The organism is Prevotella merdae, from assembly GCF_900290275.1.
In the GTDB taxonomy this organism is placed as follows: domain Bacteria; phylum Bacteroidota; class Bacteroidia; order Bacteroidales; family Bacteroidaceae; genus Prevotella; species Prevotella merdae.
Map to the genome: position 1 here is coordinate 845,840 of NZ_LT985323.1, position 16,134 is coordinate 861,973.

The window sequence follows — 16,134 nt, forward strand, 5'->3', positions numbered from 1 at the left end:
AACTTGCCGTACCTTCTAAATTAAACAAAACAATAAAACAATGTCTCAGAAACTAATACAAACCCAAGAGCAAAAGCTTCAGCAGGTGCAACGTCTGTCGCAACAGCAAATGTTGCAAGTACATCTGCTTGAAATGCCGCTTACAGAACTTGAGCAGAACGTCAATGCCGAACTTGATGACAATCCTGCTCTTGAGACATCGTCGCCAGATGACGTGTTTGAAGGCGGACATGTAGAAGGCTCCGACTCGGCTGCATCATATGATGACGACTCTCGTACGGACGGTAAGGGCGACTCGGCATCCAACGAAGCTGACGAATTCTCATCACAGAATGAGCGAGAGGAACGCGATGATGCACTAACAGCAGCTCTTGAACGTATTGGTGGAGGCGATGATGATATGCCTACGGCAGGATATACAGGCGCATCGGGTGCCGACTCGGCCGACTACGAGGAAATGGTATACGGTGATACCACCTCGTTCTACGACAAACTGAAGGAACAAATGGGTGAGACCGAACTGTCGGAAAAGGACCAAGAGATTATGGAGTATGTCATTGGGTCATTAGACAGCGACGGACTGCTGCGAAAAGACAGCGAGTCGATTGGCGACGAACTTGCAATATATCATGGTATCGACTGCACTACCGAGGACATAGACCGTGTAATAGGCATACTTCAGACCTTCGATCCTGCAGGAATAGGAGCCCACTCGCTGCAAGAGTGTCTGTTGTTGCAGATAAAACGACGTCCCAACGACCCTATAAAACCGTTGATGCAAAAGGTAATAACCGACTGCTTTGACGAGTTTACAAAGAAACATTTCGACAAGATTCGATTGGCACTTGGTGTAGATGCCGACACTGCCGAACGTGTGTACAACGAGCTGCGACGCCTTAATCCTAAACCAGGATCGTCGTTAGGCGAGACCGAAGGACGAAACATACAACAGATAACACCCGACTTTATTGTAGACACCGACGACAATGGCAACGTGACATTCACACTTAATGGTGGCAACATTCCTGAGCTTAAGGTGTCGCCATCGTTTGCCGACATGATGGAGGCTTATAAGAACAACAAGGCATCGATGTCTAAACGCGAGAAGGAAGCCTTGCTATATGCCAAGGAGAAGGTGGAACGAGCACGCGGATATATAGAAGCGATAAAGGTTAGACGCCGCACTCTTACTGTTACAATGCAGGCGATAATCGACTGGCAGAAAAAGTTTTTCCTCGATGGCGACGAGGCTGATCTCAAACCAATGATTCTTAAGAACATTGCAGACAAGACAGGACTCGACATTTCTACTATATCGCGCGTAAGCAACATTAAGTATGCACAAACCAATTGGGGTACTTTCCCATTGCGCTTCTTCTTCTCCGACGGATATACAACGGGCGATGGCGAGGAGCTTTCAACACGCAAGATAAAACTCGCACTTAAAGAACTCATTGGTAAGGAGGACAAGAAGAAACCTATGAGCGACGATGCCCTGACAAAGGCCCTTGCCAAGTTGGGCTATCCTATAGCAAGACGAACTGTGGCTAAGTATCGCGAACAGTTGGGATTGCCAGTGGCAAGACTTAGGAAGAGTTAGGAATTAAGAGTTACGAGTTAGGAGTTACGAGTTAGGAATTAAGAGTTAGGAATTGTCAGACAAAATATGAAAGAAAAGAATATAATCTTAGCAGCCCGAGTGCTTAGCATGGTATTTACACCATTCTATCTATCGCTTGTGGGTTTGATAGCTCTATTCACATTCAGCTATCTCAGTCTGATGCCGTGGGCATACAAGCTCACGGTGCTCATACTTGTCTATCTGTTCACAATACTCATCCCTACCCTACTAATACATTTCTATCGCAACTATCACGGTTGGACGCTGATAGAACTGGGCAAGAAGGAAAGGCGTGTCGTGCCTTACCTGCTGTCTATAGTTAGCTACTTTGTGTGCTACTATGTTATGCACCGATTCAACATACCCCACTTTATGAGCAACATCCTTATGGCTGCTCTGATAATACAGATACTATGCGCCCTGATAAACGTGTGGTGGAAAATATCTACACATACGGCTGCCATTGGAGGCGTAACGGGAGCACTGCAAGCATTTGCCGTTATATTCGGATTCAACCCTATAGGTTGGACTTGTCTGGTACTGATACTTGCCGGTATGGTTGGCACAAGCCGAATGATATTAAGACAGCACTCGCTTAGACAAGTATGCTACGGATTCATGTTAGGATTGATAGTGGCATATGGAGTTATATTGGGGTTATAAACCCCTTCCCCTCCACGTAGGTGAGGGGAATAATATACTGTGAAGGTAAGGTAATATACTAAAATAAAATAATAAACTAAAGCCCTACACATCACTCCCCTCTCCTTTGGTGATGGGAAGAGCCGCTATGCGGATCGTGGGTGGGGCCGCATTAATCATTTTTCATTATGTCTCCATTAATCAGCATCATTATGGGCAGCACATCCGACCTGCCCGTTATGGAAAAGGCATGCAAATTCTTGAACGACATGCAGATTCCTTTCGAAGTAAACGCTCTCTCGGCACATCGTACACCTGCTGCTGTAGAAAGTTTCGCTAAGAATGCCAAAGGCCGTGGCATAAAGGTTATCATAGCTGCAGCTGGTATGGCTGCCGCCTTGCCTGGAGTTATAGCAGCCAATACTCCATTGCCTGTTATTGGTGTACCTATTAAGGGTATGCTCGATGGTTTGGACGCCATGCTATCTATCATACAGATGCCTCCAGGAATTCCTACTGCTACAGTAGGTGTAAACGGTGCTATGAACGCTGCCATCCTTGCTTGCGAGATGATTTCGCTATGCGACGAAGAAGTGGCTAAGAAGATGGAAGATTACAAGGCAGGACTGGGTGCCAAGATAGAAAAGGCTAACCAAGACCTCGCTGAAATAAAGTACGACTTCAAGACCAACTAAATGATAGACCTATTTAATTATCGCCGCCGTGCTGCGTCTGCCGTTAAGGTAGGCAATATACAGTTAGGTGGCGACGCCCCAATTCGCGTACAGTCAATGACTACCACCAACACTAATGATACTGCTGCATGTGTGGAACAGGCAGAACGTATTATTAAGGCAGGTGGCGAACTTGTACGTCTCACTACACAAGGCAGACGCGAAGCCGAGAATCTGAAGAACATCAATGTACAATTGCGTGCCGATGGCTTCGATACTCCTCTTGTGGCCGATGTACACTTCAATGCTAATGTGGCTGATGTTGCTGCTCTGTATGCCGAGAAGGTGCGTGTAAATCCAGGCAACTATGTTGACCCTGCACGTGTATTCAAAAAGATTGAATATACTGATGAGGAGTATGCCGAAGAACTGAAGAAACTTGAGGAGCGCTTTGTACCTTTCCTCAATATATGCAAGGAGCACAACACAGCTGTACGCATTGGCGTGAACCATGGCTCGCTATCCGACCGTATTATGTCGCGTTATGGCGATACTCCTGAGGGAATTGTTGAAAGTTGCATGGAGTTTCTGCGCATATGCAAGAAGGAAGACTTTAACAATGTTGTCATCTCTATCAAGGCATCTAACACAGTTATCATGGTGCGCACAGTGCGTCTACTCGTAACAGAAATGGACAAGGCAGACATGCACTATCCTTTACATCTTGGCGTTACAGAGGCTGGCGAAGGAGAAGATGGCCGTATTAAGAGTGCCGTAGGCATAGGAGCGTTGCTATGCGATGGTATTGGCGACACTATACGTGTAAGTCTTAGCGAGGAGCCGGAAGCAGAAATACCAGTGGCTCGCCATCTTGTAGACTATATTACAAAGCGTGAGGGACATACTATGGTACCTGCTACAGAGTCGGCTGACTTTGATTGGGTGCGTCCTGAACGCCGCAAGACACGTGCTGCAGGTGGCATAGGTGGTTCGAACACGCCAGTTGTTATAGCATCATTGCCTAATGGCAAGGCTGATAACGATATAGACTTCAACCCAGATATGACTCCCGACTACATATATTGCGGCTCTAAATTGCCAGAGAATCGTGTAGAAGGACAGAAGTATATAGTAGACTTTAACGCCTACACTGGTGAGAAAGACACCTACCCTATCTTCCCATACAACGCCACACCGTTTATCTCTGGTGTGAAAGCCGAGGTTAAGTTCCTTGTGCTTCAGCTCGGTGCCCCGTCAGAGGAATATATAGCTTGCCTTAAGGCACACCCAGAAGTAGTGGTAGTAGCTGTAAGCAACCAGCAGAACAAACTTGGCGAACAGCGTGCATTAACGCACGAGCTATGGACAAACGGACTGTTCAACCCCGTTGTTTTCGCTCAGATGTATCGTCATAAGGCAGAAGAGAAGGCCGACTTCCAGCTTGAGGCTGCTGCCGATATGGGTGCATTGATGATAGACGGACTGACAGACGGCATATGGCTTATGAACGATGGCAACATAAGCATGCGAGATATTGCTGATACCTCGTTTGCCATTCTTCAGGCTGCACGTCTGCGTACATCAAAGACCGAGTATATATCTTGTCCTGGATGCGGCAGAACGCTATACGACCTGCGCTCTACTATTGCCAAGATTAAGGCTGCAACGGCGCATATGAAGGGCTTGAAGATAGGTATTATGGGTTGTATAGTGAATGGACCTGGCGAAATGGCCGATGCCGACTACGGATACGTAGGCGCAGGACCAGGAAAGATATCGCTATACAAACAGAAGATGTGTGTGGAAAAGGCAATCCCTGAAAGCGAGGCAGTGGAACATCTGCTGAGATTTATAGAGGAGGATAGAAAGAAATAAATGAAATGCCCCGAGCCTCTTTTAGGCTCGGGGCTTAACTGTATATTTATGAAAAAACTAATAATTCTTGACTTCGACGGCACTATAGCCGACACACGTCCAGTGATACTAAACACGTTTCATCGAACACTCGACGCTATGGACATGCCACAACACAGCGACGAAGAGATAGCTGCCACTATTGGACTGCCTCTTTTAAAGGCATTTCCGGTGCTTGAGCCTATGGACGAGGAAAAGGCAGCATTGTGTACAGAGACATACAGACGTATATTCGAGGATGTAAATGCCGAAATTGGCGTGCCTATGTTTCAGCATGTTGCCGATACATTACGACTGCTACACAGCAAGGGTTGCACGCTGACAATTGCCACAAGCCGTGGATATAAGTCGGTTGTGGACTTTATAAAGGGATTCAATCTCGACGATATCATCAACTTTATCATAGCTGCAGAGGATGTTAAGCATGCCAAACCAGATGCCGAACCCGTAACCAAAACCCTAAAGCATTATGGATTGAAAGCCAATGATGCCGTGGTTATAGGCGACACCCACTTTGATATACTAATGGGACGCAATGCCGGTTGTATGACCATAGGTGTGACATACGGCAACGGAACACGCGAGAGCTTGATAGAAGCAGGCGCCGATGCCGTTGTAGACGACTTCGCCGCCATTGCCAATTACATTCTATTATAAAGTTCCACCACTCTTCTTGCCGTATCGTTGTTCTCGAATCGTTGAACATAGATACGGCTTTTTTCTATTCGTTCGGCACGACCGGCAGCTCCCTTAAGCGTTTGCTTAATGGATAAAGCAAGCATCTTGGGATCGTCTGGCGATACATAGAGACAATCGGGACCACCAGCCTCCTCAAGACAAGAACCAGTGCAAGCCACAACGGGCAACGAACTCTGTATGGCCTCTATAATAGGAATACCGAAACCTTCATAACGCGAAGGATAGACAAAGGTCTCTGCAAGATTGTAAATAGCTTGCAAGTCGTCGTCGCCTATGCCCGAAAGCACATGCAGACGATTGGCAACACCAAGCTTCCGTGCTGCCTTCTCCACCTTATCAGTATACTTGGTACGGCGTCCTACAGCAACAAGATGAATGTCGTTAGGCAACATTGGCAACGACTCTACAGCAAGCAATAGATTCTTGCGCTCCTCAAGGGTGCCCACATTAAGTAAGAAACGTTGTGGAAGTTGCAGCTTTTGACGAGTATATTCAATACGTTCGGGTGTCAACGAGGTAGCAAAACGCTTGCCGCAACTCTGGTATATTACCTCGATGCGGCTCTCCTCCACTCCACCATATTCCATAATGTCGCGCTTGGTACACTCGCTTATGGCAATAATACGGTCGGCTTCACGGCATGTAAGCAGAAACTTAGCCTTATACATTGCCACGTCTATAGGATTGTAGTATTCGGGATGACGCAAGAATATGAGGTCGTGAATAGTTACAACCGATTTTATGCCTGCCGCCTTAATGCCGATAGGCAGTTCGCCGGACAAGCCATGAAACAGTTCTACCTTATCACGCTTAAGATCCTTTACAATGCCCCAAGAGCGCCATACAGCCTTAGCCAATCCACTTCTCGCCTTTGCCGGATAGACATAATGCAGACGGTCTGACTCGGCAACCTGCGAGCGTAAATCATCGCTACCTCGGTCAGGTGCATAAAGAAGCATCTTATAACTTTGCGGAAGCAGTTGGGCAAGGTCTGCCACAAGTGTGCGTGAGTAATTGCCAAGACCTGTGCGATTGCGCACAAGTCGTTTGGCGTCGTATGCTATTGTTGTCATTTTATACCGTACCTTCTATTATATTCCTCGTGAGTGCGTTTCCATCTATTATGTGTCCACAGATAGTATGCTGGCTCACGTTGTATGGTCTGTTCGAGCATTTGGAAGAACTTGGTTGTAAGTTCGTTCTCTGCAACATTTGCAGCGTTGTCTGTTATAAGACGGAACGTAGCAGTGTAGTAGCCACGACGTGGACGAGCCATATCTACATAGAACACAGCGTTCTTCATCTTGCGCATGATACGCTCCGAACCAGTAAACACACCAGTATCATGATTGAGAAACGGCAACCACAAATGAATGTTGTTGTAGCGTGGACCTTGGTCGGCTATATATCCAAATAACGAGCGAATATTATCTCGACGCAGCTTGACAAGTTCGCGCAATATATCATTCTTTGGAACTACAATGCTTGACGGTTGCGATGAACGTATACGACGGAACAAATTGTCGAACTGTTTTGAGCGCAAAGGCTTGTATACAAGTCCAATTTTGCGCCCTTCGGGGAAAGCCATACCAGTGCATGATAACCACTCCCAATTACAATAATGACCAAGCAAGGCTGCACAGTCTTGTCCTGCCTTAAAACATTCTTCCACCTTGTCAGCCCCTATTATATTGAAACGTCTACGCAATTCTTTATCACTGATACTAAGCAACTTTATTGTTTCGACAAAATAGTCGCAAAGCCAATGATAGAACTTCCGTTCAATGCGTACTATCTCAGCCTCGCTCTTGTCAGGGAACGAGGTGCTGAGATTATGTCGTACAATATCGCGACGATATCGCACGACATAATACATTATATAATATGCCAAGTCGCTCAATACATACAATATGCAGAACGGCAAGAGCGAAAGGATGAATATGGGGTAGTACATTTTTATGTATTATTATCGTTTTTACTTCTGCATATCATGCAGCTTCTTGTAGTAGCCACCAAGAGCAATAAGCTCGTCGTGTGTACCACGCTCCACAATATGTCCATCGTGCAACACACATATCTCGTCGGCATTCTTAATAGTAGACAGTCGGTGGGCAATTGCAACAGTTGTACGTGTCTTCATAAGTCGCTCCAATGCATCCTGCACAAGACGCTCGCTCTCGGTATCAAGAGCAGATGTAGCCTCATCAAGAATAAGTATAGGTGGATTCTTAAGTATGGCACGCGCAATACTTACACGCTGGCGCTGTCCACCAGACAGACGTCCACCACGATCGCCTATACATGTATCATATCCTTGCTCGGTCTGCATTATAAACTCATGTGCATTGGCTATTCGGGCAGCCTGCTCCACTTGCTCCTGTGTTGCACTGTCAACACCAAAGGTAATATTGTTGCGGAACGAGTCGTTAAAGAGAATAGCTTCCTGATTGACATTGCCTATAAGCTGACGTAGGTCGTGTATGCCAAGATCCTTGACATTAACGCCATCGATAAGTATCTCGCCCTCCTGAACATCATAATAGCGCGGGATAAGGTCGACAAGAGTTGACTTACCCGAACCACTCTGTCCAACAAGAGCTACTGTCTTGCCTTTCTCTATAATGAGATTAATGTCCTTAAGCACCCACTGCTCGCCATAGCGGAACGATACATGACGGAACTCTATCTGATGTTCAAAAGCCTTGATATGTACAGGATTCTGCTTCTCTTTGATGCTGTCCTCAGCCTTCAATATCTTGTCTACACGCTCCATTGAGGCAAGACCCTTAGGTATGTTGTAGGCAGCCTTTGACACCTCTTTAAGAGGGTTGATGATAGAATAAAGCATCACGAGATAGTAAATGAATGTTGGTCCTGAGAGCATCTGCTGATTGAGAACAAGCACACCGCCTACCCACAACACTATGACTATCATCACCGTACCAAGAAACTCGCTCATAGGATGAGCCATCTGCTGACGTATATTAACTCGCTGTACAGATGTGCGATAGTCGTTGTTGATACGTTCAAAGCGGTTATTCATCTTCTCCTCCGCACAGAAAGCCTTAATAATACGCAGTCCACCAAGTGTTTCCTCAACAATGCTCATTGTGTCACTCCACAGCGTCTGAGCCTCAATCGACTTGCGCTTGAGTTTTCGTCCAACCAATCCCATCATCCATCCGAACACTGGTACAAAAAGCAGCGTAAAGACGGTAAGCTGCCACGATATAAATATTAGTGCCGCAAAGTAGCTTATGATGAGTATAGGGTTCTTGAAAAGCATGTCCAAGGATGCCATTATACTGTTCTCCACCTCCTGAACGTCGCCAGTCATACGGGCTATGATATCGCCCTTGCGTTCTTCAGAGAAGAATCCCAATGGCAATGATGTTATCTTGCGGTAAAGCAAGTTGCGTATGTCACGCACAATACCGGTACGTATAGGAATAATAGACGCCGATGACAGGAAGTAGGCAGCAGTCTTGAGCATTGTCATGAATGCAAGCAAGAGTCCGATGATGAGCAGTGTTGTTGCTGGGTCTACCTTATCTATAAGCTCGCGCACATAGTAGTCGGTATTGTTGGCAAGCACATCCTTAACGTTGCTCCAATCCCATTCCATAAGGTGAGTAGCTGTAGCCGTGCCCTGAGTACGGAAAAGAATCTGCAATATAGGTATAAGTGCCGCAAACGAGAATACGTTGAGCACTGCCGATAACAGGTTGAACACCACTGCCATTGTGATGTATCGCTTGTATGGAGGTACAAAGCGTTGGAATATCAGGAGGAATTCTTTCATTGAATAAATAATGTTAGATCCGTGTTCAAGATAATATTCGGGTGCATCCTAATCGATGCATTCGCCTAACAATGTAGCTGATGTAGAGTCGGTTATCTTTACCATAACACGTTCGCCTATATGATGACCGTTCTTGTCGAACACTACAGCCTTGTTCTGCTCAGTACGTCCCATGAGTTGCTCACGAGAACGCTTAGAGAATCCTTCTACTAATACCTCGAATGTCTTGCCTACATCCTTGCGGTTTTGCTCGGCAGACACCTCTGTCTGAAGCTTAATAAGCTCGTTAAGACGTTCTATCTTAACCTCTTCTGACACATTGTCGGGCAGATGCTTGGCAGCATAAGTGCCTGGACGCTCGCTATACTTGAACATAAAGGCAGAATCGAACATGCACTCACGCACCAATGATAAAGTCTCGGCATGATCCTCAGGTGTCTCGTCATGATAGCCTACAAAGATATCGGTAGTAAGTCCACAGCCTGGAATAATACGGCGAATAGCCTCAACACGCTCAAGATACTGCTCTCTTGTGTACTTACGGTTCATCAGTTTGAGTATCTTGCTTGAGCCACTCTGTGCTGGAAAATGTATGTGCTTGCAGAGATTTGGTTCCTCGGCAATGGCATAGAGAATGTCGTCGGTCATATCCTCTGGGTTGGATGTGGTGAAACGCACACGCATATCTGGTACACTCTGTGCCACCTTGCGCAGCAATTCGGCAAACGAGCATCCACCTTCAATACGCTTTCCTGCAGGAGTGAGTCCATAACTGTTTACATTCTGACCAAGAAGCGTTACCTCCTTGAACCCACGGTCGTGCAAGTCCTTAACCTCACGCAGTATGCTATCTACGTCGCGCGAACGTTCACGACCACGTGTGTAAGGCACGATGCAGTAGTGGCAGAAGTTGTTGCAACCACGCATAATGCTAACAAAACCACTTACACGATTGGCACCAATGCGTTGTGGTATAACGTCGCGATAGGTCTCGGTAGTAGACAACTCTATGTTGCAAGCGTTAGTTCCATTCTCGCACTGTGCAATCATATCTGGCAGATTAAGATAAGAGTCGGGACCGCACACCAGATTGGCATGATGATTATTGATTAAGTCCTCGCGCACACGCTCGGCCATACAACCAAGCACACCAAGGATAAGCTGTCTACCCTTCTTTTGTTCGGCGTGCAATGTCTCAAGACGATTGTATATCTTGTTCTCCGCATTCTCACGAATGGAGCATGTATTAAGGAATATAGCCTGGGCATCATCCTCGTTTTCGCACAGTTCATAGCCTGCCATCTGCATGATGGAAGCCACTACTTCTGAGTCTGCCACGTTCATCTGGCAGCCGTATGTCTCGATAAAAAGTTTCTTCATTTATATAATAATGTAAGTTTCAATTGGATACACCAATATATGATTAAAATGCAAAGTTACGAAAATTTGGATAAATGAGGAGTAAAAAAACGGCATAAAGATGAATAAGAGTCCAACAAGCTATATAACAAACCTAAAAAGACGACCATTACACGATGCTTGCTGTCTACATGCGTGTAATGGTCGCCAATAAATATATTAGTAATAATATATGTCTAAAACGATTTCGTTACTTTACCACAACCTTCTTTCCGTCCTTAATATACAGACCCTTTGCAGGCTTCTTTGTACCGAGGTTGCGACCAGTGAGGTCGTAGTAATTTGTAATGTTGTCGGATGCTGATGTGATGTTGGTGATAGATATTCCAACAAGACCACTAAACTTTATCTTCATCTCATTAGTGTCGACAGTAACGACATATTCACCCTCATTACCTGTTTCTATTTGGAATGAGCTACTATAATTACCTCTATTCTTAAAGATTGGGCTTTCACTGTATGCGCCTATAGGCTCTCCATCTGCTTGCGAACTGAAGCGATGCGCGTTGAATGTATCCCAATCGTTTCTAGTATTGCCGAGCTTTGTACCTATGGCAAAGTAGCCTACCTCAAACTTAACCTGACCCTCGTATACACCATCACTTACTTCTGGTATCTTTCCAAAATATGTGTTTATAGCCCAATTGTTGCCTTCGCCTATAAAGTAAATATGCCTTTCTGTCTCAGGCTCAGGTACGTATGTTGCATCATACAACATAGCCGTATTATTGCAGTAGTCGAATGTTACCTCGTACGTACCTAAACGGTTTATATACGAACTGCTTTTGTCAAGTACTTTTACAAGAGACAGTTCTGTGTTTGGAAGCACCTCGCCTTTAACTATCCAACGGTTCAATTCCTGTTCTTCCCAAGTGTCTGCCATTTGTTTGAAAAACGCAAAGTAGTTAGCAGTAAATTCCACCTTTGCCTTATAAATGTTTGTACCTTCAACATGGTTGAGTGTAGCCGACGGTACACCAAGAGTCCATTCGCCATCTGTTCCCATCATATATATATGCTCGGGAAAGGTGCCGTCAACTGTCACGGTCATAGCATTAAAGTCTACACGTATCTTGTGTGTACCAAGATCTGCCACCATATATGATGAATTGGTAGATTCCATGGCAGGTGTTAGTTTTGATGGTTTGTTGTATACAATTGAAATTTCCTCTGTGGTTCCAGGATAATAACTATATGGAAGCAATTCATCCCAATCATAAGCACCATCCATCAATTTCGTACATACAAAAAAGTACTGACTGTCATCAAACACTACATCGCCCTCGTAAACACCATCTTCTGTCGTAGGTTGCAGCTCGGCTCCAGCCTCATTGGTTAGCCATTTGCCATCATTGCCAATAATGTAGCATTGTGCCTGTGCGGCAATGGCTGTAAATACCAATGCGAGTGTTACGAATAATGATTTAAGTAAATTTCTGTTCATAGGAATAAGGTTTTAGTTTTGTTTGTTATTTATGTTTAATATTACTTGTTATTAGGCTTGTATATTTTCGCTGCTAATATACAAAAAGTTTATTTAACAACAGTTATCTTCCGCAATTTATTAAATAAAAAAGACTACTGCAAACGTTTGTATGAAATAAAAAGATGTACGGCATATAGTAACATCACACAAGAGACAATATTATCACTTGTATGTAGCGTCTACATGCCGCACCACCTATTTATATATATATTACCTAAGATGGATTATATATATATTATTTAGCTCCCTTTTTCATCTCGAGCTTATACAAGTCGCCACGACGGTCGCGCAGATTACGCACAGCACCATATGTATGCAACTCATTAAGCAGCGATAGATCTACATCCGACACGAGTATCATCTCGGTATTAGGTGTAGCCTCTGCTCGTTTGCCATCATTAGGGAAGGCAAAATCGCAAGGAGTAAATACAGCCGACTGTGCATACTGTATATCCATATTGTGTACACGAGGCAAGTTGCCTACACTTCCTGCTATCGCAACATAACACTCGTTCTCTATGGCACGGGCCTGAGCACACACACGAACACGCGAATAAGCATTCTGGGTGTCAGTCATAAATGGCACAAAGAGAATCTTCATACCATCGTCTGCCATTAGTCGCGACAGTTCTGGGAATTCCACATCGTAGCAGATAACAATACCTATCTTGCCACAATCGGTATCAAATGTCTGTATATGCGAGCCACCAGATAGTCCCCAACACTTCTGTTCATCGGGAGTTACGTGTATCTTCTCATACATATCCACCGTTCCGTCGCGTCGGCAGAGGAATCCCACATTATATAATGAGTTGTCTTCCTTAAGATACGGCATTGAGCCGGTTATGATATTGATATTATACGAGATGGCAAGTTCGCGGAAACGGTCGCGTATAAGCTCGGTGTACTGTGCCATGGCACGTATCGACTGAGCCTCGCCCATATCATTAAACTTAGCCATAAGTGGCGCATTGAAGTATTCGGGGAAGAGGATAAAGTCGCTCTTATAGTCGCTCACCGAATCGACAAAGAACTCAACCTGTTCGAAAAGGTCATCCAAAGATCCATATGGACGCATCTGCCATTGTACAAGACCTATACGCACGGTAGGTCGCTTTTCCACATACGAGTCTGTTGGTGGCTGATAGTATATATTATCCCATTGCAGCAATGTTGCGCAATGCTTCGACTCCTCGTCGTTTGGCAGATAGTTGCGCATTACACGGCGCACATGGAAGTCATTTGAGAGTTGGAATGTCAGCACTGGGTCGTATATCTCGCGAGAGCGTACACGCTCAATATATTCCTTCGGTCGCATCTTGTCGGCATACTTATGATAGTTTGGAATACGTCCGCCAAACATGATAGCCTTAAGATTAAGCTTCTCACAGAGTTCTTTGCGATACTCGTACATACGTCGTGCAAGTCGCAGACCTCGATAGTCGGGATGTATAAACACCTCTATACCGTATAGGATATTTCCAGTCGACTTGTGTGTGTTAAAGGTTTCATTGCCCGTAACCTGAGCATATGTGTGGTCGCCCTTAACCATATCATAATCAACAATGATAGATAGAGCACAACCCACAATCTTGTCGTCTACAATAATAACTACCTGTCCTTCGGGAAAGATAGTTATAAGTTTCTTGATTTGGGCCTTCGTCCAAAACACATCCTCGTCACCATAGATGCGCTTGAACGAACGCGCGAGCTGGTCGTAGTCTTCCATCTGAAGGTTGCGGAGCTCGACTTTGCTGATGTTGTGAGATTCCATAGTTATTCTGAAAATTTATTTATAAACTGCTTTGCCACTTCCCATATTACCATTCCCGCCGTCACACTAACGTTAAGAGAGTGCTTTGTACCAAACTGTGGTATCTCAAGACATCCGTCCGACATATCCACCACTTCCTGATGAACACCCTTTACCTCATTGCCAAGCACAACAGCATAACGTTTGTCTGTATCAAGCTGTAGGTTCTGCAACTTTGTTGAACCTTCCACCTGTTCTATACTATATACAGTCACACCATCATCGTGCAGCGACTGTACTGCTTCGGTAGCTGTATTAAAGTAGCGCCAAGCCACTGAGTCTTCGCCACCAAGTGCTGTCTTGTGTATCTCTGGATGTGGAGGTGTAGCTGTAATACCACACAAGTATACGGCCTCAACACGGAAGGCATCGCTCGAACGAAACACAGAGCCTACATTATATAACGAACGCACATCGTCGAGAACTACGGTAAGTGGCAACTTCTTTGCCTCATGAAACTCATCTATCGAGAGACGCTGCATTTCTATTGTACGTAATTTGCGCATATATTGTCGTTTAATTTAAACGTTTGTTTACTCAGCATTAATAACGAAGTTCATAACATTTGCCGGTGGTCGCTGGGCAGCCAACTCACCCTTCATGAAGTCCATGTAAGGCTTGACATGCTCAAAAAACTGGCGATATCCCTTACACAGATAATTAAGACCCGGATTGCCATACTTGTCGCGCACAAAACGGTTCTTAGGACATTCGCCATGACAGGCAAACTGCCATTGACACTCACGGCATTGTTGTGGCAGACAATCGTGCTTAAGACGCGAGAAAGCTTTTTGCTTCTCACCGTACATCATCTCTGTTATTGTCTTGTTCTGTATGTTGCCAAGCAAGTGTTCGGGATATACAAAGTGGTCGCACGAATATACATCGCCGTTAAACTCCATCACTCCAGCATGACCGCATTCCTTGGCAAGAGTACATAATCCAGGCTGAACACCAACCCAATTGGCAAGCGTTGCATCGAATATCTGTATATAATATTGACCTACATCTTTACGCACCCACTCGTCAAAGATGGTGCAAAGAAAGTTGCCCCACTGTTCGGGTGTAACAGAGAAGTCTATAAGCTCGCCTCCCTCCTCCATACCAGGAGCAAGCGACAATCCGTCATTACGGCTTATCTTTCGCTCTACGATAGGTGTGAACTGTATGTAATGGCAGCCTATCTCCTTAAAGAAGTGATAGAAGTCGAGTGGATAATCGGCATTAAAGTCGTTTACCACAGCAAGAGCATTCCATTCCACTCCATGCTTATTTAGCAAGCGTATACCTTGCATCACCTTATGAAAGGTAGGCTTGCCAGTAGCTGTGCGGCGATATTCATCATGAAACTCTTGTGGTCCGTCAATAGAAACACCTACAAGGAAATTATTCTCGCGAAAGAACTCGCACCACTCATCTGTAAGAAGTGTGGCATTGGTCTGTATAGAGTTATCTATACGTCGGCCTCTTGCATAAGTACGTTGCAATTCAAGTGCCTTACGATAGAATGATATTGGGCGCATAAGGGTTTCGCCGCCGTGCCAGCAGAAGAGAACGTCGGGTGTAGTTTGCGATTCGATATATTCTTTAATAAACTTCTCGAGCATCTGGTCGGATATAACGTGACTCTTCTGCTCTTGATACAGATTGTTCTTCTCAAGATAGTAGCAGTACTTGCAACGTAGGTTGCATAGCGAGCCTGCAGGTTTAAGCATCACGTATAGCGGACGTGCAAATGGATTTATTGTTGACATATATATATTAATGTATAGATGATATGGCAAAGGTAATACTAAAAATTGAATCTCCCAACTGATATGTATCATATTAGTAATATGATAGCATAAATAAGATAAAAAGACTTGTTCTATATCAAATATATAAGAAATAGTATTCATATTTTCCATTTAGTTGTTCTAAATAGGAAAAATATTATTCCGTTTCAATTTTAAGTTATACATTTGCACCAGTCAAAACGAAAAGTTGACTACAAAGATTGGGACAGCAACCCTCGTGGTTAATGTCTTAGGATAATAAAAGAAACACTAATTAAAAAAAAGGAAA

13 protein-coding genes are annotated in these 16,134 nt (G+C 44.7%); 5 read left to right on the plus strand and 8 right to left on the minus strand.

The genetic code is table 11. The annotated features are described in order from the left end of the window. Nucleotides 1-40 precede the first annotated feature (40 nt). The 5 genes from rpoN to C9991_RS03395 all read left to right on the plus strand — a co-directional run bounded on the left by rpoN (nt 41) and on the right by C9991_RS03395 (nt 5,508). Nucleotides 41-1,600, plus strand: coding sequence for an RNA polymerase factor sigma-54 (gene rpoN, locus C9991_RS03375; RefSeq protein ID WP_106811199.1), 1,560 nt, complete (start codon nt 41-43; stop codon nt 1,598-1,600). Between the two features lie 66 nt (nt 1,601-1,666). Next, complete coding sequence (locus tag C9991_RS03380; protein WP_106811200.1) at nt 1,667-2,284, plus strand: phosphatase PAP2 family protein; 618 nt, start codon at nt 1,667-1,669, stop codon at nt 2,282-2,284. Between the two features lie 167 nt (nt 2,285-2,451). Continuing rightward, nucleotides 2,452-2,958, plus strand: a complete 507-nt coding sequence (gene purE, locus C9991_RS03385; protein ID WP_106811201.1) for a 5-(carboxyamino)imidazole ribonucleotide mutase — start codon at nt 2,452-2,454, stop codon at nt 2,956-2,958. Beyond that, on the plus strand, nt 2,959-4,812 hold the full coding sequence (locus tag C9991_RS03390) for a 4-hydroxy-3-methylbut-2-en-1-yl diphosphate synthase (protein ID WP_106811202.1): 1,854 nt from the start codon (nt 2,959-2,961) through the stop codon (nt 4,810-4,812). A 48-nt stretch (nt 4,813-4,860) separates the two neighbouring features. Further along, a complete protein-coding gene (locus C9991_RS03395) occupies nt 4,861-5,508 on the plus strand; it encodes an HAD family hydrolase (RefSeq protein ID WP_106811733.1) in 648 nt (215 codons plus the stop codon). On the opposite strand, the gene C9991_RS03400 is transcribed toward C9991_RS03395, so the two are convergent. From C9991_RS03400 to C9991_RS03435, 8 genes are all read right to left on the minus strand, one after another. After that, nucleotides 5,493-6,623: a glycosyltransferase family 4 protein gene (locus tag C9991_RS03400; RefSeq protein WP_106811203.1), complete on the minus strand. Its 1,131-nt coding sequence runs from the start codon at nt 6,621-6,623 to the stop codon at nt 5,493-5,495. The two genes, C9991_RS03395 and C9991_RS03400, sit on opposite strands and share 16 nt — an antisense overlap. Then, nucleotides 6,620-7,504, minus strand: a complete 885-nt coding sequence (locus C9991_RS03405; protein ID WP_106811204.1) for a lysophospholipid acyltransferase family protein — start codon at nt 7,502-7,504, stop codon at nt 6,620-6,622. Before C9991_RS03405 ends, C9991_RS03400 begins: the two co-directional genes overlap by 4 nt. A gap of 21 nt (nt 7,505-7,525) precedes the next feature. Beyond that, nucleotides 7,526-9,352 (minus strand): ABC transporter ATP-binding protein, encoded by a 1,827-nt coding sequence (locus C9991_RS03410; RefSeq protein WP_106811205.1) that lies wholly within the window; start codon nt 9,350-9,352, stop codon nt 7,526-7,528. 48 nt (nt 9,353-9,400) lie between these two features. Continuing rightward, the gene (gene miaB / locus C9991_RS03415; protein WP_106811206.1) at nt 9,401-10,732 is read right to left on the minus strand and encodes a tRNA (N6-isopentenyl adenosine(37)-C2)-methylthiotransferase MiaB; all 1,332 of its coding nucleotides are present in this window, start codon (nt 10,730-10,732) and stop codon (nt 9,401-9,403) included. A 229-nt stretch (nt 10,733-10,961) separates the two neighbouring features. Continuing rightward, nucleotides 10,962-12,215 carry a hypothetical protein gene (locus C9991_RS03420; protein WP_157949345.1) on the minus strand — a complete coding sequence of 418 codons (1,254 nt, stop codon included), beginning with the start codon at nt 12,213-12,215 and terminating at the stop codon, nt 10,962-10,964. A gap of 277 nt (nt 12,216-12,492) precedes the next feature. Then, nucleotides 12,493-14,031 carry a carbon-nitrogen hydrolase family protein gene (locus tag C9991_RS03425; RefSeq protein ID WP_106811208.1) on the minus strand — a complete coding sequence of 513 codons (1,539 nt, stop codon included), beginning with the start codon at nt 14,029-14,031 and terminating at the stop codon, nt 12,493-12,495. A 2-nt stretch (nt 14,032-14,033) separates the two neighbouring features. After that, nucleotides 14,034-14,576 carry an RNA methyltransferase gene (locus C9991_RS03430; RefSeq protein WP_106811209.1) on the minus strand — a complete coding sequence of 181 codons (543 nt, stop codon included), beginning with the start codon at nt 14,574-14,576 and terminating at the stop codon, nt 14,034-14,036. Between the two features lie 27 nt (nt 14,577-14,603). After that, a complete protein-coding gene (locus C9991_RS03435) occupies nt 14,604-15,824 on the minus strand; it encodes an anaerobic sulfatase-maturation protein (RefSeq protein WP_106811210.1) in 1,221 nt (406 codons plus the stop codon). Between the last annotated feature and the right edge of the window lie 310 nt (nt 15,825-16,134).